Genomic DNA, 19,645 nt, shown 5'->3' with positions numbered 1-19,645 from the left:
TCCATGCTGGCTGCCCTTGTATCCTCTTCATAACAAAGCAATTGATAATAGTTTTCATTTGATGAAAAATGAGCGCTCTCGTCTGTCAGGAGTACTCAAATGTCACAGCCCGCCCCGGTCAATCGCCCTCGCCTGCTCACCGTCAAGCATGTCCACGATGTGAGCCCTCATCTGCGCCGAGTCTGCCTGACCAGCCCCGAACTGGCGGATTACCCCTTCAGCTGTGGCGGTGCCCATATCAAGATCATGCTGCCCCGGCCGGGCCAGAGCGAGATAGTGCTGCCAACCCCGACCCCCAAGGGTCCCCGCTGGGAGGATCCGAGCCAGAAGCCCATCATCCGCACCTTCACCATCCGTGCCTTCCGCCGCGAGGCCCTGGAGATCGACATCGACTTCGCCCTGCACGGCGACGTCGGCCCCGCCAGCCGCTTCGCCCTCCACGCCAAGCCGGGGGACAGGCTCGCCATCTCGGGTCCGGGCGGCCCGGACCCCATGTTGCAGCTGGCCGCTCACTACTACATGGCCGGCGATCTCACCTCCCTGCCCGCCATCAGCGCCATGGCCGAGGTGATGCCGGCAGAGGCCAGGGGCCATATCGCCCTGCTGGTGCCCCATCAGGACGATGTGCAGGATCTGTCCCTGCCCGAAGGGGTCAGCCTGCGCTGGTTTGTCGGCACGCCGGACCAGACCGGCCCCCTGGTGGAGTACTTCACCTCCCTGCCCATGGCCGCCGAGGAGAGCTATTTCTGGTTCGGGGGGGAAGAGGGTCTGGTGGTGCCCCTGCGTCGTCATGTCAGGCGGACCCTGGACACCGATCGCCAGCGGGTCTACGCAGTGCCTTACTGGCGCAGCGGCAAGGATGAAGACGCCTACCATCAGGATCGCCATGTCGTGATGGATAGCTGATAACACCCTGTATTCCTTGCTCTTATCAGGCCTTCTCCCGCTCGGGAGCGGGCCTGGTTGCCGTTTTCCTTCCCCCTTTTTCAGCCAGCCCCCCATCTTTGGTGATCCTCTCGGTAGTGCTTGCATTTGAGACGAACAGCAAGATAATGATAATCACTCTCAACAAAGATGATGTGTGCCGGGCGCAGATCCCCTGATCCAGACACCCGAACGCTCCGGACACGTCGTCGACCCCATTTGCACTGCAAGGTAACCCCAGATGGCTGTTTTGAATTCGGTAATGCGCGCCTTCGCGGTGGAGGCGCTCCCCACCCCTGCCGACCTGTTGGCACAGCATCCCTGCCCGGCCGACATGGCGCAGCACATTGACCAGCACCGCCACCAGGTACGCCAGATCCTGAGCGGGGTAGATGATCGTCTGCTGGTGGTGATAGGCCCCTGCTCCATCCATGATCCCGTCGCCGCCCTCGACTATGCCAAGAGGCTGGCACGGCTCGCCACCGAGCATCAGGAGCACCTGCATATAGTGATGCGCACCTATTTCGAGAAACCGCGCACCACGGTCGGCTGGAAGGGGCTGGTATTCGACCCTCATCTCGATGGCAGCAACGACATCGGTCACGGGCTCCGCCTGGCACGTCAGCTGCTGCTCGACATCAACCGGTTGGGGCTGGCCACCGCCACCGAGTTTCTCGATACCACCAGCTTCCTCTATCTGGCGGATCTCGTCAGCTGGGGAGCGATCGGTGCTCGCACCACCGAATCCCAGGTACACAGACAACTGGCCTCGGCCCTGCCCTGTCCGGTCGGCTTCAAGAACGGCACGGATGGCAACATCAGGGTGGCCATCGATGCCATCCTGGCCAGCGAGGCCTCCCATCTGTTCACCGCCCCTGGCAGCCAGGGGGGCATGGTGGTGATCAGGAGCGAGGGCAACCCGAGCGGCCATATCATATTGCGTGGCGGTACCCTGCCAAACTACCACCAGAGCGACGTGATGGACGCGGCCGAGCGCCTGGTGCGCCAGGGGCTCAACCCTCGGCTGATGGTGGATTGCAGCCACGGCAACAGCCAGAAACTGCACCAGAACCAGCTTCGGGTCGCCGGGGAGCTCTGCCGCCAGTTGCGGGGCGGGAGCAATACCATCGCCGCCGTCATGGTCGAAAGCTTTCTGCAGGGGGGCAGCCAGAAACCGGCGCCACTGAGTGAGCTGCAATATGGCTTGTCGGTCACCGATGCCTGCCTCGGCTGGCAAGAGAGTGAGACCCTGCTGGCCATGCTGGCCGATGGGGTCATGGCGCGCCGTCAATTTGCACACAGTCACCCCATTCCCCTTCGCAGTGATCTCGGCCAGCCGGTCAGCTGACCTATTTCCTATTTATTCGCAGCGGGGTCGCCAGGCCCCTATTCAATCCCCCCCGAGAAATGACATTCACATATTGTCTGAAAAGGGGTGTCAAATAGGGCAGTGATGGGGAAAGAAAAATAGTGCGAGAGGGACCAGCACTTCCCCATTGATAGGAGAATGGGTAGCTAGGCAAAGCGGGAGGCATGCCCGTCAATCCACCTATTTCATTCCATAAGGACGGGCCATTATTTGTCATCTTTTGTCATCAGAGATAACAAATGGGCTGTATGAGTCCTCATTGTGTCGCTGACGAGGCGCGACAGAGATTGGCTTACCGCCAAAGGATACTTTTTATTGGCCCATGATGGTCATGGCTATTGTGGTTGGGCGATCCTAATTAGGTGGCTTCCTGGATGGGCAATAGATAGACAGGATCCTGAAAATAATAATGCCGCCCCTTGGGCGGCATTATTGACGACGCTATCCTGACAATCAGATCAGGAAGTCGTTCAGATCCTTGCCCAGCGCAACTTGCTCGGCAATGGCTTTGGGCATGCGGCCCTGGCCGGTCCAGGTCTTCTCCTGGCCATCTTCCTGATACTTGTATTTGGCAGGACGCGGAGCACGCTTGCTCTTGGTCGCGCCAGCAGCGGCCGGTGCAGCCACGCTGCCGATCAGCTCGCGCGGATCGATGCCAGCCTGTTGCAGCATCTCGGTAAACTCGCTCAGCTTGCGCTGACGCTCTTCCTGCTCGGCACGCTCTTGCTCTACGGACTCGGCACGCTCGTTATATACCAGATCAAACTTTTCTTTCGCTTCTTGCAGTTGCTCAAACGGCAGTTCACGAATGGCAGCGCGCAAGCTGCGAATGTTCAGCAGAACCTTCAGAAACTCGTTCATTACTTCCTCACAGAATTATTTTTGTATGTCACAGGGATAACTCATTTTGAGAATAGCATGTCCACTCGATAACAACATAATGATTTTATAGTGCCAGCGCTATTCCTGACAATCCCATGATCATTATTCACCGTGGTTAATTCACATCAGGGATCTTATCGGCTCACCACTCCACAGACATTATTTCTTCAACATGGGTTAATCGGCCCACTTCCCCAGGTATTTGTCACAGAGATAAAAGGGGTGTCATCCAAGCATCTGCGTTCATATATAGCAAGCCATACCGCGGCTTAAGCCCATAGGCACGAAATGTACAAATATTGGCCTCTTCATTCCAAGGTCGAATGAAATGAGATCGAGACCGGGCAGTTCTGCTGCTGTGTATCTCTGTCCCTGGTTCAATCAATTTCCTTTGCCTGGGCGTTTATCCATTCGATGAATGCCTGGATCTTGGGGCACTGGCGATGGGGGAGCGTCGCCATGTAGTAGCGCTGATGGCAGCGAACCGCCTTGCCCGGGAAGGGCTCCACCAGTTCGTTGCGCTCCAGCCGCTGACGTACCAGGTTCTTGCGACCCATGGCCACGCCGGCGTGATTCATGGCGGCTATGATGGCGAGATCGGAGCGATCGAAGCCCATGCTCGACTGGCAGCCATCTAGGGAGATCCCGGCCTGGCGAGCCCAGCTGCACCACTCGTCGGTGTCGGAGTCATATCCCCAGGCCTGCCTGTCGTGCAGCAGGCGGCAGTGGTTCAAGTTGTCCGGGTTGTTGAGCAGCTGGTGCCGCTCGGCATATTCGGGGCTGCACACCGGCACCATGTATTCATCCATCAGCGGGTGGATGGCGAGCCGCTCCGGCACCTTGTCATCGAAATAGATCGTCAGATCGATGCCATAGCCGTGCAGATTGACGTTCTCGTTGCCGGTCATGATGTTGAGATCGATCTGGGGATGCAGGCGGGAAAAATCCGCGAGCCGCGGCACCAACCAGCACTGGGCGATGGAGGGGCGCGAATAGACGGTCAGGGAACCGGACAGCTCCTGATTTTTGATCTCCAGGATCTCCTGATTGATGAACTCAAGCGACGACTTGAGTGCCCAGAAGACCCGCTGCCCCTCTGCGGTCAGCATCACCTTGCGGTGAAAACGCTGGAACAGCTTGAAGCCGAGCTCCTCTTCCAGCGCACTGATCCTGTGGCTCACCGCGCTCGGGCTGAGCGCCAGCTCATCCGCCGCCAGGGCGAAGGAGCTGTGGCGGGCCGCCGCCTCGAAGGTGTGCAGCTTGGCGAGCTGATAGCCGCTCAGCAGCTTGTTTCTCGATACATAGTTGTCTTCGGTATACATCCGCCTTCCCCGTCACAGGCTCAACATCGCCGTCATGATATCCCGGACGACCCGATTCAGGATGACGTAACCGAACCCAAGTCACATAAATACCGCTAAATGTGATGAATGTGGCACCTTTGCATCAACCCAGTTCATCCAAGAGGCCATTTTCATCATTTGTCAGCCGCCCGTCATTTTCATTCAATAGCGCATAAATCATCACTCATTACACATGTAGAGGCGCAGTATGAATTCTGAAGTGTGGGTCGTCGGTACCTTGCTGACTAGCATCATCCTGATTGTCTTCACCATAGTGAAGGGCAAGGTGCATCCTTTCCTCGCCCTGCTGCTGGCGAGCTTCTATGTGGGCACCATGATGGGGATGAACCCGGTCAAGATGGTCAATGCCATGGAAGCGGGCATAGGCGGCACCCTGGGCTTTCTCGCCGCCGTCATCGGTCTTGGCACCATACTCGGCAAGATGATGGAGGTGTCGGGGGCGGCGGAGCGCATCGGTCTCGCCCTGCAAAAATGCCGCTGGCTCTCGCCCCAGGTGATCATGGTGCTGGTCGGTCTGGTGTGCGGCATCACCCTGTTTGTCGAAGTGGGGGTGGTACTGCTCATTCCGCTCGCCTTCTCCATCGCCCGCAAGACCAAAACCTCGCTGCTGACCCTGGCCATCCCGCTCTGCACCGCCCTGATGGCCGTGCACTGCATAGTGCCGCCCCACCCGGCCGCGCTCTATGTCACCAATCAGCTAGGTGCCGACATAGGCTCCGTCATCGTCTATGGTCTGGCGGTCGGGCTGTTTGCCTCCCTGGTAGGCGGCCCGCTGTTTCTGAAACTGCTGGGTAAACGGGTGCCGTTCAAGGAGGTACCCGCCGCCTTTGCGAATATCGAGGCCCGGGATGAGGCAAGCCTCCCTACCTTGAGTGCCTCTCTCTTCACCGTGCTGCTGCCCATACTGCTGATGCTGGCCAAGACGGTGGCCGAGCTCAACATGGATCACGCCAGCCACCTCTATACCCTGCTGGAGTTTATCGGCAACCCCATCACCGCCATGTTTATCGCCGCCTTCACCGCCTACTACGTGCTGGGGATCCGTCAGCAGATGAAGATGGAAGGGCTGCTGAACAAGACAGAGGAGTGCTTCTCCTCCATCGCCAACATCTTGCTGATCATCGGCGCGGGCGGTGCCTTCAACGGCGTGCTCAAGGCGAGCGGCTTAGGGGACAGCCTGGCGACCATCCTCTCCCAGTTGGACATGCACCCCATACTGCTGGCCTGGCTGGTGGCCATAGTGCTGCACGCCGCCGTGGGCTCCGCTACCGTCGCCATGATGGGGGCCACCGCCATCGTCTCCCCCATCATGGTGCACTACCCGAACATCAGCCCGGAGATCATGACGCTGGCCATCGGATCCGGCGCCATCGGCTGCACCATGGTGACCGACTCCCTGTTCTGGCTGGTCAAGCAGTATTGCGGCGCCACCCTGAACGAAACGCTCAAGTACTACACCAGTGCCACCTTTGTCGCCTCTCTGATGGCGCTGGCCGGTACCTTCCTGCTCTCCTATATCGTGTAACAAGACAGAGACATCCCATGAAAAACATCGACGTCCAACAACTCACAAGCCAATTTCCGCTGGTGCAATCCCTGATAGCACTCGAGCCCGTGACCTGGTTCAACCCCAAGGCCACCACGCTCGAGGTCGGCCTGCCCTATGTGGGACTGGATGGCAGCGATGTGGCGGATGCCTCCGCCCGGCTCGCCCGCTTCGCCCCCTACATGTGCGACGCCTTCCCCGAGACCCGTGCCAGCAAGGGCATTCTGGAGTCCGAGATAGCGGCCATCCCGGCGATGCAGGCCACTCTGAACCAGCGTTACGGCGTCGAGCTGACCGGCAAGTTGCTGCTGAAAAAAGACAGCCACCTGCCCATCTCGGGCTCCATCAAGGCGCGCGGCGGCATCTACGAGGTGCTGACCCACGCCGAACGGCTGGCCATCAAGGCCGGGTTGCTGCGAGAGGAGGACGACTATCGCACGCTTTTCAGCGAGGAGTTTCGCCAGTTCTTCGGCCAGTACAGCATTGCGGTGGGCTCCACCGGCAACCTCGGCATGTCCATAGGCATCATGAGCTCCAAGCTCGGCTTCACCGTCACCGTCCACATGTCCGCCGATGCGCGGGAGTGGAAGAAGCGCAAGTTGCGCGAACACGGCGTGATCGTCGTGGAATATGCGGAAGATTATGGGGTAGCTGTGGAGCAGGGGCGCAAGGAGGCCGAACGCGACCCCAACTGCTTCTTCATCGATGACGAGAACTCCCGCACCCTGTTCCTCGGCTACTCGGTGGCCGGTGAGCGGGTGAAAAAACAGTTCGATGAGATGGGCATCAAGGTGGATGCCGACCATCCGCTGTTCGTCTACCTCCCCTGCGGCGTCGGTGGTGGTCCCGGCGGGGTGGCCTTTGGCCTCAAGCTCGCGTTCGGGGACAACGTTCATTGCTTCTTCGCAGAACCCACCCACTCCCCCTGCATGCTGCTCGGGGTGCACACCGGCTTGCACGATGCCATCGCGGTGCAGGATCTGGGGATCGACAACCTCACCGCCGCCGACGGCCTGGCGGTAGGACGCGCCTCCGGTTTCGTCGGCCGCGCCATGGAGCGGCTGCTCGATGGCTTCTACACCCTGAGCGATCAGGAGATGTATGACCTGCTGGGGCTGCTGGCCCGGGATGAGCAGATCCGCCTCGAACCCTCCGCCCTGGCCGGTATGCCGGGCCCCTGGCGGGTCAGCGCCGATGGCGACTGGCAGGCATCGCGCGCTCTGGATGCCGGTCGCATGGCGCAGGCCACCCACCTGGTGTGGGCCACCGGCGGCGGCATGGTGCCCGCCGAGGAGATGGCAAAATACCTCGCCACTGCCCACCTCTGATCTTTTTTTCAACCAAGAAACCCGCCACCCTGGCGGGTTTTTCTCTTCTGGGATCAGCAAGATGGCATGCTCTTTGCCGACGATTTGCCACTCCCCGTCCCGCTCTCCCCGCCGTCAATCCCCCCAAGTTGGTTATTTTGTGATAAGATAGGGTCCGTTTTTTGACATCTGCGCCCCGTTAGCGCCTTGATCCTGCAAGATCACCACCCAGTCCGGTGGGCACAACGAGCGGCGGCGCGGCACCACAAGTGACCCGGTTGAGTCAATGCTGGCGGCCTGTTCCAGCGAGCGACACCAGGGGCACCTTAGATAAGGAGATCGGGCAATGAAACAATATCAAAGCTGGCTTGGACAATATCTGATGAGTCGTCGCGATGGCGATCATGCCATGGCATCCGAGCTCGCCAACTCCATCTGCGAGTTCTGGCAGACCCAGGGCGACGAAGCCGAAAGCAGCAAATGGCAGCAGCGCTATCAGCAGCACGCAGAGCAGGCGCAATAAGTCCCTCAGCTCTTCACCCATAAAAAAACCGGCGCACATGGCGCCGGTTTTGCATTTCAGTCTCACCGCTTACATCTGATCGACCATGTCCTGGGCGAACTGGGAGCAGGAGCGCAGGGTGGCGCCTTCCATCAGTCGCTCGAAGTCATAGGTGACCGTCTTGTTGGCGATGGCCGCTTCCATGCCCTTGATGATGAGATCGGCCGCTTCGACCCAGCCCATGTGGCGCAGCATCATCTCGGCGGAGAGGATGAGGGAACCCGGGTTCACCTTGTCCTGACCTGCGTACTTGGGGGCAGTGCCGTGGGTGGCCTCGAACAGGGCCACGCCGTCACCGATGTTGGCGCCCGGGGCGATACCGATGCCACCGACCTGGGCGGCCAGGGCGTCGGAGATGTAGTCACCGTTCAAGTTCATACAGGCAATGACGTCATACTCGGCCGGACGCAGCAGTATCTGTTGCAGGAAGGCATCGGCGATGACGTCCTTGACGATGATGGTCTTGCCGGTCTTCGGGTTCTTGAAGGAGCACCAGGGGCCGCCGTCAATCAGTTGGGCATCGTACTCTTTCTGGGCCAGGGCATAGCCCCAATCCTTGAAGGCACCTTCGGTGAACTTCATGATGTTGCCCTTGTGCACCAGGGTCACGGAGTCGCGATCGTTGTCGATGGCGTACTCGATGGCGGCACGGACCAGACGCTCGGTACCGGCCTTGGACATGGGCTTGATGCCGATGCCGCAGGACTCGGGGAAGCGGATCTTCTTCACGCCCATCTCGTTTTGCAGGAAGGCGATCACCTTCTTGGCTTCATCGCTGTCCGCCTTCCACTCGATACCGGCGTAGATGTCTTCGGCGTTCTCGCGGAAGATCACCATGTCGGTCAGCTCGGGGTGCTTGACCGGGCTCGGGGTCCCTTCGTAGTAACGGACCGGGCGCAGGCAGATGTAGAGATCCAGCTCCTGACGCAGGGCCACGTTGAGGGAGCGAATACCGCCACCGACCGGCGTGGTCAGCGGGCCCTTGATGGCCACGCAGTATTCACGAATGAAATCCAGGGTTTCGGCCGGCAGCCAGGCACCTTCGCCATAGACATGAGTCGATTTCTCGCCGGTATAAATCTCCATCCAGGCGATTTTGCGCTCGCCCTTGTAGGCTTTCTCGACCGCAGCGTTCACCACGTTCAGCATGGCCGGGGTCACGTCCACACCGATACCATCCCCTTCGATAAACGGAATGATGGGGTTGTGGGGAACCTGCAGCTTGCCGCTGGCATCGACGGTGATTTTCTGACCCTGGGTCGGGATAACTACTTTGCTTTCCATCGGCATCTCCTAACTTCCGTTTGTTATCAATCTGATCGTTGATCGTTGCGCGCGGCCATCTTAGCCCATCCATTTGCATAATCAAATGGCGGGCGTGCATGTCCGACCATAGTCGGGGACTGGATCACAATGCGCCACTTCTCTTTGCGCCCCATGAGGTGCAAGCCAGTGCAGTTCGGCCATGGCGAGCGCCGCCGTCATGGCGTCAGGCTCTCGCTCTGGCCCTGGGGCTGGCTCAGGGCGCGGTACTGGGAGGGGGTGAGCCCTGTCTTTTGCTTGAACACCCGGCAGAAATAGTTCACATCGCCGTAACCACAGCGGCTCGCCACTTCTTCGAGGCGAAAGCGATATTTTTTCAGCATGAATTTGGCCCTATCGATGCGTACCCAGCTGATGTAGTCCGCCAGGCGCATGTGCCCCTGCTCGCGAAACAGGTGGGAGAGGTGGCTCGCCGAGACGTTGAAGCGGTGGGCGATGGAGTCCCGGGTGATGGGGCGGTGAAAGTTCTCCTGGATATAGATGCAGATGCCGTGAAACAGCTCAGCCCCCCTCGGCCGCTCGAAGGTGGACTCCGCCAGCAATTGACGGGCGCTGGTGAGCAGCGCCTGCAACAGGTGGTTGTCGGTGGGGGAGCGGCCAGGATCTTCCACCAGCACGTTGAGGGCCGCCAGTATGTGCTCATTCACATGGCCGGCCCGGGCCATGATGCTGTGCTTTTGCACATCGAAGAAATCCGGGTCTTCCCGGCGCTTGCTCACCAGGCTGAAACCGAGCTGGCGCTTGCCAAACAGCAGGCTCAGCACCGAGCAATCCGTGGTCCAGAGCGGCTTGTTCCAGCCGTTCGGGGGTATGTAGAGCGCCTGCCCCGGCAGCACGCTTATCTCCTGGCAGCCCGACTCCCTGTCCCAGACCTGGTTGAGGTATTCGCCGCTGAACACCAGCTCGAGGCGGGGAAAGTTGACCTGGTAGCTGAAGCCCGGTGGCACCCCCTGATCCTGGGCAAACCAGATCCGTTCGAAGGGAACCTGGTCGTGGAGGGCGCCGTCGAGCAGCTGGCTGAAGATGAGTGACATGATGATCCCGATCAAGAGAGAGGCAAGCGGTTGCGGCGGCAAAGGCCGCCCATGTTATAGTCCGGGCCGGACCGTCAATTCCACCCTTTTCTTCAAACCACTTTGTTCACACCAAATGAGGCGTCCCTTATGAGCAGTCGAGATCTGCCCTCCTTTCTGTTGATGCAAAATCCGATTCAAGGTTACGACTGGGGCAGCCATGACGCCCTCACCACACTGTTTGGCATCCCCAATCCGGCCGGCAAACCCCAGGCGGAACTCTGGATGGGAGCCCACCCCAACGGCTGCTCCGAGGTGACCCTGGCGGGAGATGTGCAGAGGCTCTCGACCCTGATAGAGCGCGCCCCCGCCGCCGTGCTGGGGGACGCCACCCTGGCCCGCTTCGGCAGCCTGCCCTTCCTGTTCAAGGTGCTGTGCGCCGAGAAGGCCCTCTCCATCCAGGTGCACCCGAGCAAGGCCCAGGCCGAAGCCGGCTTTGCCAAGGAAGAGGCCGCCGGCATCTCGCCAACGGCCGCCAATCGCAACTACAAAGACCCCAACCACAAACCGGAGCTGGTGTTTGCCCTCACCCCCTATCAGGCGATGAACGGCTTTCGCACCATCCCGGCCATACTGGCGCTGTTCGATGCCATGGCACTGCCGGCGCTGGCCGAGCTGACCGCGGCGCTGCGCCAGTCACAGGATGAGGCCGGCTTGCAACACTTCTTCCACCAGTTGCTGGTGCTGGAGGGGACTCGCAAGGAAGCCGCCCTCGCGGGTCTGCTGGCCTATGCCGCCGTCCATCAGGATGAAGAGACCTTTGCGCTGATCACCAGTCTGGCTGCCCAGTATCCGGGGGATGTCGGGCTCTTCTCGCCGCTCTTGCTGAACGTGGTGACACTCAAGCCGGGTCAGGCCATGTATCTGGACGCCTGCACCCCCCACGCCTATGTGCGCGGCACGGGTCTTGAGATCATGGCCAACTCCGACAACGTGCTGCGCGCCGGCCTCACCCCCAAATACATAGACGTGGCCGAGCTGCTGGATTGCACCCGCTGCCTGCCCAAGCCGGACGATCAGATCCTGCTGGTCCCCCACCTTGAAGGGGCGGTGCAGCACTTCGAGGTGCCGGTACCTGACTTCACCTTCAGCGTCTACCCGGCCGGTGAGCATGCACTCACCACCGCCAGCGCCGAGATACTGTTTGCCATCGATGGCACAGTGGTCCTCCAGCAGGGTGAGCAGTCACTGCGCCTCGAGAAGGGGCAGTCCGCCTTCGTCCCCGCCGCCACCGGCAGCTACCAGCTGCTGGCCGAGGGGCGGGTCGCCCGCGCCGGCAACCGCTGCTAAGGGGCGCCATGACCCCTAATCCACAAGGGCCATCTTTTGATGGCCCTTGTCGTTTCTGTCCCAAGGAAGAGTCGCCGGATCCCGACTAGGCTCTTTCCCAATCGGTCAGGACCTCAAACGAGTCGCTGGCCACCTGAGGAGCGCACGAGAAAAGGAGAACATCATGTTTATCGTCACCAACCGTGTGGTGAACGAGGGGAGCAAGAGCCCCCTTGGCGTCTTCGGCGACAGGCCGGAGGCAGGCCCGAATGAGTTGCGATTGGCGGAAGCCAGCCGCCAGGGAGACAAATGGCAGCTCGACTTGCTACCCGACCAGATCACCCCCGAGATGGCCGAGAGCGTGGGGCTGGATCCCGCCGCCAGCTACCCGGCCAGCGCCTATGTGGCGCGCAAGCTGCTGGAGCGCTGCGCCGGTACGGGGACGGGCAAACAGAAGCTCAAGACCGGCAAGCACCTGCTGCTGTTCGTCCATGGCTTCAACAACAACCTGGAGGATGTGCTTGAGCGGGCGGCCGGTCTCGAGGCCCAGTATGGGGTCGAGGTGCTCTGCTTCAGCTGGCCCGCCAATGGCGGGGGCGTCCAGGGGGTATTGAGCTACAAGAGCGACAAGCGCGATGCGCTGGCCTCTGCCGGGGCCCTGGATCGGGTGCTGGAGAAGATGCGGTTGCTGCTCGAGGAGTTCAATGCCCAGTATGTGACCGAGCTGGAGGGCAAGGCCCAGAAGAAGTTTGCCGGTAACGGCGAGGCCTGGGATCGCTACTTCTCGAAGGAGGTAAACAAACGCTGCCCCTTCACCATCAACCTGATGCTGCACAGCATGGGCAACTACCTGTTCAAGCACCTGCTCGGCAGCAGCACCTACAACGCCAACCACCTGCTGTTCGACAACGTCGTCATGGTGGCGGCGGATACCAACAACGAGGACCACGCCCAGTGGGTCGACCGGATCCAGTGTCGCAACCGCCTCTACATCACCATCAATGAGCGGGACAGCGCCCTCATGGCGTCGCGGATGAAGATGGGGGAGCAGCAGAAGGCGCGCCTCGGCCACTACACCAGGAAGCTGGACTCCAGGACGGCCATCTACGTCGACTTCACCGATCAGCCCCAGGTGGGGGATTCCCACGCCTACTTCGAGGGGGATGCCATCGCCAACAAGAAGGTGGCGACCTTCTTCCACACAGTGCTCAACGGCGGCACGGGGGAGAGTGCGGCGCACTTCGACATAGCCCAGAATCTCTATCGCCTGTAACTCAGGGGTGCCCGCCCCTTGAAAAAAACCACTGCCCTGACTCAGGGCAGTGGTTTTTCATTATCTGCTCAACCGATGGCCAGCATGGCCGTCGGGGGCTAGTGTTCTGCCGCTTCCGGCTGGGGAGCTTCCGAGCGTTCCCGCTGCAGTTCATCGACCCTGGCTTGCCATTTGTCATGGGCCTGCTTTTGCCCCTGTGACTCAAATTCCTGGCGCATGGTGTCGATTTCTTGGTCAAGTTTTTCCATCAGGATGTCTCCTTGTATCTCGGGTTACACACTGGCTGACGGCACTGTTGGCCAACCTGCTCTACCCGATTGGACACCAACTCTTTCCCGATTGTCCAACTAAATAAACGATTTATTATGCAAAAACCAATCTAAAAAGCAGCAAGGGGCCTCTTGTGAAACCACATAAAAGCCTCCTGAACTGGTGCAATAAAATCCTGCTTTTTCTTTTATTATCAGTAAATTGAACAAATTCACCTCAGCCTTTCCGCCGACCTTGTCGGGGGCTTCTGGTTATGCAGATTTTTTTTCACCTCCCCCGCCTGGGCCGCCTCGCCCATGCGAAACCGCTCTCGAGCCGCACTTTTGCCAGATGGCTCACATTTCAGGGCACGGCCACATCACACAAATCTCCAACTCTCGCTCTTGGCTTGAAATCGGCATCTGGCAGCCCACTTCTGATAAATGAATCAAAATAAAACATAAATAATTGTTTTAAAGAGAAATAAAAAATAACCCATCGAGTCAGCAAACCGACAGGAAAATGCGAGCGGGGTCACAGGACGGGGGTGCTGACACAAAAATCCAGTAAAGGGCACATATATCCGATTTCGACCCGAGGGCAAGGACGAAACAATAGGCGGGTCAATTGTTACCCATCGCAACGGCTCCATGAAGGAGCCAGGAGACACCTATGCTCACCACCTTGATAGACGAAGGGCTGATCTGCCTCGACATAGCGGCCAACGACAAACAGGGGCTCTTTGTCGAGCTGGCCGCCCGCCTCAAAGCCTGCGGCAAGATAGCCAATCAGGATCAGTTCGTGCGCGACCTCTGGGCGCGGGAAAACCTCGACAACACGGGGTTTGAACAGGGGGTCGCCCTGCCCCACGCCAAGAGCGAGGCGGTGCTGCAGCCCGCCATCGTCATCGGCATCAGCCGCCAGGGGATAGACTATGGCGCCGAAGATGGCCTGCCCTCCAAACTCTTCTTCATGATTGCCTCCCCGGCGGGGGGCGCCAACCACCATATCGAGGTGCTGGCCGAGCTCTCCACCAAGCTGCTGGAGCCGGGCTTTATCCCGCAGGTGCAAGCGGCCACCAGCAAGGCCGAGGTGCTCAAGCTGCTGGCGGCCCAGGCACCCGCCAGTGCAGCCGGCAAGCAACCGGTACGCGCCGGGGCAACCGCTCAACCGCGAGTCCAGGCGCCCGAGCCCCGGGATCGCAGCCTCAAGGGCCAGCTCAACACCCTCAAGCAGCATTTGCTGTTCGGCACCTCCCACATGATCCCCTTCATCGTCGCGGGGGGCGTCTTGCTGTCACTCTCGGTGATGATGAGCGGCAAGGGCGCCGTGCCCGAGGCGGGCGTGCTCAAGGACATGGCCGACATGGGCATCGCCGGGCTCACCCTGTTTACCGCCGTGCTTGGCGGCTACATCGCCTACTCCATGGCGGACAAGCCTGGCCTAGCCCCCGGCATGATCGGCTCCTGGGTAGCGGTGCAGCAGTTCCACACCGGTTTTCTCGGCGCCATCCTGGTGGGCTTTATCGCCGGCCTCATCGTCAATCAGCTCAAGCGCATCAAGCTGCCGGACTCCATGAGTTCGCTCGGCTCCATCTTCATCTATCCGCTGATCGGCACCTTCCTGGTGTGCGGCATCGTCATGTGGGTGATAGGGGCGCCCATCGCCGCCATGATGGAGGGGATGAACCACTGGCTCTCCAGCATGGCGGGCTCCGGCAAGGTGATGCTGGGGGCCATCCTCGGTGGCATGACCGCCTTTGACATGGGCGGCCCGGTCAACAAGGTGGCCACCCTGTTCGCCCAGACCCAGGTCAACACCCAGCCCTGGCTGATGGGGGGCGTCGGCATCGCCATCTGCGTGCCGCCGCTCGGCATGGCGCTGGCCACCCTGCTCTCCCCCCGCCGCTACAAGAAGGAGGAGCGTGAAGCGGGCAAGGCGGCCGCCATCATGGGCATGATAGGCATCAGCGAGGGGGCCATTCCCTTTGCCGCCGCCGACCCGGTGCGCGTCATCCCGGCCATAGTCGCGGGCGGCATCGTCGGCAACATCACCGGCTTCATGATGCACAGCATCAACCACGCCCCCTGGGGCGGCTGGATAGTGCTGCCAGTGGTGGAGGGCAAGATGGGCTATATCCTCGGCACCCTGCTCGGCGCCCTGACCACGGCCCTTGTCGTCAACCTGCTGAAAAAACCGGTGACCGACGAGGAAGAGGTCACCACCCCGGATGGCGGCTATGAGGTCATCGAAGCGGAAGGTGAGGCAGAGGTGCTCGCCATCACCGCCTGCCCCTCCGGCGTGGCCCACACCTTCCTGGCCGCCAAGAGCCTGCAGAAGGCGGCCGCCAAGGCGGGCATCAAGCTCAAGGTGGAGACCCAAGGCGCCAACGGCATCATCAACCGCATCACCCCCAAGGACGTGGCCAACGCCCGCTGCGTCATCCTGGCCCATGACGTGGCCATCAAGCACCGGGAGCGCTTCAATAGTATCGAAATAATCGATGTCAAAACGAAGGATGCTATCCACAATCCAGATGGATTGCTGGCCCGCACCCTGGCCGGCAGCAGCAAGGTCGCCTGACGAAGACGCTTTATCTGATGTGCAACAGGAGGGGCCGAGGGCCCCTCCACTTATTTCACGCAGTCAAGCGCTCGGAGCCAACCCGCCTGCGGTGTCGGCTATCCAGGTGGGGATGGCGCACTCAGCCTACCGCCCGATAGGATAAGCGTCATCTCGCACAGGCCGACTGCCCTGCGGCCCCCGGAATGGAAGCCTTGATACTCATGGAACTGACTGACGCACTGCTCACCCTGGCGGGTCTGGTCACCGCCGGCATCATCCTCAAAAACCGCTCGGTTACCCAACCCGACTGGGACAGGCTGCCGACCCTGCCTGAGTACCTCGAGCGGCACCCCGAGTGCGCCATCGAGGATGCCGAAAACGCCCGCTGCCATGGCTGCGGCTCCGACAAGGTGCTGTTCCTTCCTCTTACCGGTGCCGGCGATTACCGCCTGCGCCACACCTGCCTTGCCTGCGGCAAGGTGCTGTTTCGCAGCCGCGCCATCCTCTGACAAGGTGCCAACTGCTATGCCATTAGGGTACGCAACCACCCTTGATGGTTTATCCATCACCACAGCCAAGCCAAGTCGCTAGAAGGGATTTGATGACACCAGATATGGATCTGAACACCCTGCGCAGGCGTTGGCTTAAGAAACATCTGCAAGAGCTGCGGGCAGCAAAGGATGAGGATGAAGAGAAAGGGGGAATGCTGGGATTCGTCGGCATTCTATGCGCTCTGATCCCCTTGCTGACGGCAACGGTGTACTTTGTGGGAATGCGCTATTACCAAGGTTACCTGAAGCAATTCGGACTGGACTCAACAGAGTTTTCTCCATCCGCCGATATCACGCTTTTTACCGGTTTCTATCTGCTGCTCCAGTTTCTTTTACCCTATGTAGTCCCATTAATCGCAGTGCTAGGAACGCTTTTTCTTGCTCTCTTTGCCATGCTGTTTGCCGTGAAGTGGCGCCTGACGTTCTCATGGTGGGTTATTCGCTTCTTTGTCCTGAGCCCTCTCGTGCAGAAGGGAGGAAAAATAGCCAATAACTACCCGGCCCCCTTTACCTTCAAGTCCATGATCTGGCTAAGGAACTCTATTTTAAAACTCGCTGTTTTTATCGTGCCTCCCTTGCTGGTCATCATGGCCTCTGAACATCTCAAGCCCATGGGCGAAGACCTTGCTAAAAAACAGATAGCGCAGTTAGAACAAGGCAACTGGCCGATAAGCGAGGCCCATAGCCAGTCACCCCTGCTGGGGAATAAACCCCATATCCGCATCGCCTGCAACGGCACCTACTGCGCCTATCGCCTCATGGAGGGGGATACCCTGCTGCTGCGGCACGATCAGATTGAGCAGACCCGCTACCGGCCTGAACCTCCTCCTCAGAACGAAACCAAGCCACCCGAGACGCCCGCTCACCCTTGACCCACCCCCATAAAAAATCCGGCGCCAGGGGGCGCCGGATAACATCGTGATGGGCGGCCGCTATCGGCCGGCTCGCCGGTCGGGATGGGGCGCGATCGCCTGTCACGCAGCCGGATCAAGGGGTCGGCTTGATCAGGGTATCCAGAGCGTTCACCGTCAGGGTGCCTCTGCCTCGGGTCATCTTGTGGAAGTTGGTGCCCTGCTGGGACGGGTTGTCTGTCCGGGTCAGCAGGGTGGCCCCGTTGTTGTAGTTCTGGATCTCGGTGGCATTGAGCGGCCGATCCGACAGGATCAGCAGCAGGGTACGAAACGCCTTCTGCGAGGTGGCCGTACTCGGCACCCTGGGCTTCTGATCGGCCGGGATCAGGGCATAAGCATCGAGACTGGCGGGATCCGTCATCTCGGAGGCGTCCATCAACCCCATCAGGTAGAGCTCGATGTCGGCGTAGTTGGCACTCACGTTGTTCAACTGGCCGACGATGCCGAGCCAGGGAGCCCAGTGCCCGGTAGCGGGTGGCACCACCCAGTTCGCCCAGCGATGGGCCATCTCGTGCAGGATGGGACCATAGGTCGAGGTCGACAGGTACTTCTTCTTGTAGAGGAAGAAGACCCCCTGCAGCTTGCCGTCCGAGTGAAATGCCGCCGTCTCATCAAACATGCCAAGGCCTATGCCCGCCACATCGTTTCTGACGTGGGCATATTCGCCGGTGGGCATGCCCGCTGGGACATCGTCGTTGTTCATCACCACTGTGATGAAGTCGAAGGCATCGCTGAACTGGTTGTAGACCTGTCCGGTCAGATCTTTCAGCGCCGCCTGCCCCTCGGGGGAGTTGATGGAGGTCGCATTCCAGAATGCAAAGGCCTCCGGGCTCAGTTGCAGCGAGGCCAACTGGTTTTGCCGCGGCTCGATGAGGATGGGAGCCTCGGGGGCCGTCGGCATCACGGTCAGCCGGGCCGACGTGCTGGTGACGCCCCCCAGGCTGGCGGTGATGAGTGCCATCCCCTCGCTCAGGCCGCTCGCCTCCCCCCGGCTGCCAGAGGCATTGCTGATGGACGCAACGGCGGGCGCATCGGAAGACCAGAGGATGCTGTCGTCGTCCGTCACCTCCTGGTTGCTGCCATCGGAGAGGGTCGCCATGGCCTGAAACTGCACCCTGCCCCCCACAGTGACAGAGGCATCCGCGGGCGTCAGCTCCAGATTGGTCACCACGGCGGATGAGACGGCCACCGGGGCCGAGGCGGTGAAGGTGGTGCCGTCCAGGGTGCCGCTCGCCATGATGGCGGCAGTCCCCACCGTCTGGCCCGTCACCAGCCCCTTGCTCCCCGCCTGGTTGCTGACGCTCGCTATCCCGGGTTGATTGCTTTGCCACTGGATGAGGTCGTTGTCGGTGACATCGAACGAGGTGCCATCGGTGAGATTGGCCGCAGCGACAAACTGTGTTTGCAGGCCAGCCGCAATGGCGCCCCCCATGGACTGCACCTCGAGTCCGATGACGGCGGCCGAGCTCACCCTGAGCGGCTCGGTCGCCTCGAGGGAGACCCCGTTGATCATGCCGCTCACCCCTATGGTGGCGCTCCCCGGCGTCAGCCCGGTGACCAGCCCGGTCTCGCTGATGCTCGCCACCGCCGGATCGCTGCTGTGCCAGGTCAAGGCGTCATGCTCGGTCACCTCGATGGGATCGCTGTCATCGGACAGGGTGGCGAAGGCGTGCAGCTGCGCACTCAATCCCATGGGCAGCGGATCCTGGGGGGCATGGATATCCAGCCCGGTGATCACGGCATCCGTCACCGCCAGCGGGGCCGACGCCTGGAAGGACGCGCCATTGAGGGTGCCGCTGGCCTCAATGTTCGGCTCCCCGACCGCCACCCCGGTGGCAAGGCCCTTGCTGCCGGCGTCGTTGCTGACCAGGGCGCTGCCCTCGTCACTGCTGCGCCACTGCAGGCCTGCGGCATTGGTCACGTCTCGCGACTGGCCGTCGGAGAAGGTGGCGATGGCCACGAAGGGCTGGTTCAATCCCACCGGCACCCTGGCCGTGACCGGGGTCAGTTGCAACTCTGTCACATAGGCATCGATCACCTCCACCCTGGCGGTGGCGCTATGAGACTCCCCGTTGACTGTGCCCGCGCTGGTCAGGGTGGCCGTGCCCGGGCCGATCCCCATGGCGAGGCCCTGCTCATCCACCCTGACCACGGCGGTGTCGCTGCTGCTCCAGACAAGGTCGGGATGCCCGGTCACGTCCTGCACGGCGCCATCATCCCAGGTCGCCTGCACCTGGCACTGCTGCTCGATGCCGACCGGGATCCTGATCTCTTCCGGACTAATCTGCAGCGAGGCGAGGGAGGGCCCCTCCCCCGTTGAACCTTCCTCGTCATCACTGCCACACCCGAGCAGCGCCAGCGCTGCCAATCCTGCTACCAACCACTTGCCCACTGCCATTACCCATTTCTCCCTAAACCACGCCCTTGCCGGCGCGCTCAGCGTGCGCCGGGACCGCCTGTCGCTGCGGCTGTTTGAA

Annotated in this window: 16 protein-coding genes; 10 read left to right on the top strand and 6 right to left on the bottom strand. The window is 60.7% G+C overall.

Going from position 1 to position 19,645, the window contains the following annotated elements; translation table 11 throughout:
- Positions 1-99 precede the first annotated feature (99 nt).
- The gene (locus ACB030_RS07315; RefSeq protein WP_371158805.1) at positions 100-906 is read left to right on the top strand and encodes a siderophore-interacting protein; all 807 of its coding nucleotides are present in this window, start codon (positions 100-102) and stop codon (positions 904-906) included.
- A 259-nt stretch (positions 907-1,165) separates the two neighbouring features.
- Entirely contained in the window at positions 1,166-2,272 is a 1,107-nt protein-coding gene (locus tag ACB030_RS07310; protein ID WP_371158804.1) for a 3-deoxy-7-phosphoheptulonate synthase, read from the top strand.
- Positions 2,273-2,746: 474 nt separating this feature from the next.
- Here the strand turns inward: ACB030_RS07310 and ACB030_RS07305 are convergent, their stop codons facing one another.
- Positions 2,747-3,154 (bottom strand): H-NS family nucleoid-associated regulatory protein, encoded by a 408-nt coding sequence (locus ACB030_RS07305; protein ID WP_005332615.1) that lies wholly within the window; start codon positions 3,152-3,154, stop codon positions 2,747-2,749.
- A 398-nt stretch (positions 3,155-3,552) separates the two neighbouring features.
- Entirely contained in the window at positions 3,553-4,497 is a 945-nt protein-coding gene (dsdC, locus tag ACB030_RS07300; RefSeq protein ID WP_371158803.1) for a DNA-binding transcriptional regulator DsdC, read from the bottom strand.
- Positions 4,498-4,726: 229 nt separating this feature from the next.
- Between dsdC and dsdX the strand changes: the two genes are divergently transcribed.
- The 3 genes from dsdX to ACB030_RS07285 all read left to right on the top strand — a co-directional run bounded on the left by dsdX (position 4,727) and on the right by ACB030_RS07285 (position 7,915).
- Positions 4,727-6,064: a D-serine transporter DsdX gene (gene dsdX / locus ACB030_RS07295; RefSeq protein WP_371158802.1), complete on the top strand. Its 1,338-nt coding sequence runs from the start codon at positions 4,727-4,729 to the stop codon at positions 6,062-6,064.
- A gap of 17 nt (positions 6,065-6,081) precedes the next feature.
- Positions 6,082-7,413 carry a D-serine ammonia-lyase gene (locus ACB030_RS07290; protein ID WP_371158801.1) on the top strand — a complete coding sequence of 444 codons (1,332 nt, stop codon included), beginning with the start codon at positions 6,082-6,084 and terminating at the stop codon, positions 7,411-7,413.
- A 325-nt stretch (positions 7,414-7,738) separates the two neighbouring features.
- Entirely contained in the window at positions 7,739-7,915 is a 177-nt protein-coding gene (locus ACB030_RS07285; protein ID WP_005312753.1) for a hypothetical protein, read from the top strand.
- A 69-nt stretch (positions 7,916-7,984) separates the two neighbouring features.
- Here ACB030_RS07285 and icd read toward each other — a convergent pair whose 3' ends face one another.
- Together icd and ACB030_RS07275 are read right to left on the bottom strand one after the other, a co-directional pair.
- A complete protein-coding gene (icd, locus tag ACB030_RS07280; protein WP_371158800.1) occupies positions 7,985-9,238 on the bottom strand; it encodes an NADP-dependent isocitrate dehydrogenase in 1,254 nt (417 codons plus the stop codon).
- Positions 9,239-9,435: 197 nt separating this feature from the next.
- The gene (locus ACB030_RS07275; RefSeq protein ID WP_371158799.1) at positions 9,436-10,311 is read right to left on the bottom strand and encodes a helix-turn-helix transcriptional regulator; all 876 of its coding nucleotides are present in this window, start codon (positions 10,309-10,311) and stop codon (positions 9,436-9,438) included.
- A gap of 129 nt (positions 10,312-10,440) precedes the next feature.
- Here ACB030_RS07275 and manA point away from each other — a divergent pair, with 129 nt between their 5' ends.
- Together manA and ACB030_RS07265 are read left to right on the top strand one after the other, a co-directional pair.
- Complete coding sequence (gene manA / locus ACB030_RS07270) at positions 10,441-11,640, top strand: mannose-6-phosphate isomerase, class I (protein ID WP_371158798.1); 1,200 nt, start codon at positions 10,441-10,443, stop codon at positions 11,638-11,640.
- A gap of 163 nt (positions 11,641-11,803) precedes the next feature.
- Positions 11,804-12,892 (top strand): alpha/beta hydrolase, encoded by a 1,089-nt coding sequence (locus tag ACB030_RS07265; protein WP_371158797.1) that lies wholly within the window; start codon positions 11,804-11,806, stop codon positions 12,890-12,892.
- A gap of 98 nt (positions 12,893-12,990) precedes the next feature.
- Here the strand turns inward: ACB030_RS07265 and ACB030_RS07260 are convergent, their stop codons facing one another.
- Positions 12,991-13,140, bottom strand: coding sequence for a hypothetical protein (locus ACB030_RS07260; RefSeq protein ID WP_005328920.1), 150 nt, complete (start codon positions 13,138-13,140; stop codon positions 12,991-12,993).
- Positions 13,141-13,813: 673 nt separating this feature from the next.
- On the opposite strand from ACB030_RS07260, the gene ACB030_RS07255 reads away from it, so the two are divergent.
- The 3 genes from ACB030_RS07255 to ACB030_RS07245 all read left to right on the top strand — a co-directional run bounded on the left by ACB030_RS07255 (position 13,814) and on the right by ACB030_RS07245 (position 17,129).
- Positions 13,814-15,724 carry a PTS fructose transporter subunit EIIC gene (locus ACB030_RS07255; protein ID WP_371158796.1) on the top strand — a complete coding sequence of 637 codons (1,911 nt, stop codon included), beginning with the start codon at positions 13,814-13,816 and terminating at the stop codon, positions 15,722-15,724.
- Positions 15,725-15,927: 203 nt separating this feature from the next.
- The gene (locus ACB030_RS07250) at positions 15,928-16,215 is read left to right on the top strand and encodes a hypothetical protein (RefSeq protein WP_202046776.1); all 288 of its coding nucleotides are present in this window, start codon (positions 15,928-15,930) and stop codon (positions 16,213-16,215) included.
- Between the two features lie 104 nt (positions 16,216-16,319).
- Entirely contained in the window at positions 16,320-17,129 is an 810-nt protein-coding gene (locus ACB030_RS07245) for a hypothetical protein (protein ID WP_371158795.1), read from the top strand.
- Positions 17,130-17,244: 115 nt separating this feature from the next.
- Here ACB030_RS07245 and ACB030_RS07240 read toward each other — a convergent pair whose 3' ends face one another.
- Positions 17,245-19,566: an Ig-like domain-containing protein gene (locus ACB030_RS07240; protein WP_371158794.1), complete on the bottom strand. Its 2,322-nt coding sequence runs from the start codon at positions 19,564-19,566 to the stop codon at positions 17,245-17,247.
- Positions 19,567-19,645 lie beyond the last annotated feature (79 nt).

The sequence above is a fragment of the Aeromonas sp. S16(2024) genome (assembly GCF_041403065.1).
In the GTDB taxonomy this organism is placed as follows: Bacteria; Pseudomonadota; Gammaproteobacteria; order Enterobacterales; family Aeromonadaceae; genus Aeromonas.
The sequence above is the reverse complement of the archived record's forward strand: the minus strand, read 5'-3'. Positions and strand labels throughout refer to the sequence as shown.

Bases quoted from the DNA above. Each gene is read 5' to 3' on its own strand.
- ACB030_RS07315 (WP_371158805.1), top strand. From the start codon at position 100: ATGTCACAGCCCGCCCCGGTCAATCGCCCTCGCCTGCTCACCGTCAAG.
- ACB030_RS07250 (WP_202046776.1), top strand. From the start codon at position 15,928: ATGGAACTGACTGACGCACTGCTCACCCTGGCGGGTCTGGTCACCGCC.
- dsdX (WP_371158802.1), top strand. From the start codon at position 4,727: ATGAATTCTGAAGTGTGGGTCGTCGGTACCTTGCTGACTAGCATCATC.
- ACB030_RS07290 (WP_371158801.1), top strand. From the start codon at position 6,082: ATGAAAAACATCGACGTCCAACAACTCACAAGCCAATTTCCGCTGGTG.
- ACB030_RS07305 (WP_005332615.1), bottom strand. From the start codon at position 3,154: ATGAACGAGTTTCTGAAGGTTCTGCTGAACATTCGCAGCTTGCGCGCT.
- icd (WP_371158800.1), bottom strand. From the start codon at position 9,238: ATGGAAAGCAAAGTAGTTATCCCGACCCAGGGTCAGAAAATCACCGTC.
- manA (WP_371158798.1), top strand. From the start codon at position 10,441: ATGAGCAGTCGAGATCTGCCCTCCTTTCTGTTGATGCAAAATCCGATT.
- ACB030_RS07240 (WP_371158794.1), bottom strand. From the start codon at position 19,566: ATGGCAGTGGGCAAGTGGTTGGTAGCAGGATTGGCAGCGCTGGCGCTG.
- ACB030_RS07245 (WP_371158795.1), top strand. From the start codon at position 16,320: ATGGATCTGAACACCCTGCGCAGGCGTTGGCTTAAGAAACATCTGCAA.
- ACB030_RS07260 (WP_005328920.1), bottom strand. From the start codon at position 13,140: ATGGAAAAACTTGACCAAGAAATCGACACCATGCGCCAGGAATTTGAG.
- ACB030_RS07275 (WP_371158799.1), bottom strand. From the start codon at position 10,311: ATGTCACTCATCTTCAGCCAGCTGCTCGACGGCGCCCTCCACGACCAG.
- ACB030_RS07255 (WP_371158796.1), top strand. From the start codon at position 13,814: ATGCTCACCACCTTGATAGACGAAGGGCTGATCTGCCTCGACATAGCG.
- ACB030_RS07285 (WP_005312753.1), top strand. From the start codon at position 7,739: ATGAAACAATATCAAAGCTGGCTTGGACAATATCTGATGAGTCGTCGC.
- ACB030_RS07265 (WP_371158797.1), top strand. From the start codon at position 11,804: ATGTTTATCGTCACCAACCGTGTGGTGAACGAGGGGAGCAAGAGCCCC.
- ACB030_RS07310 (WP_371158804.1), top strand. From the start codon at position 1,166: ATGGCTGTTTTGAATTCGGTAATGCGCGCCTTCGCGGTGGAGGCGCTC.
- dsdC (WP_371158803.1), bottom strand. From the start codon at position 4,497: ATGTATACCGAAGACAACTATGTATCGAGAAACAAGCTGCTGAGCGGC.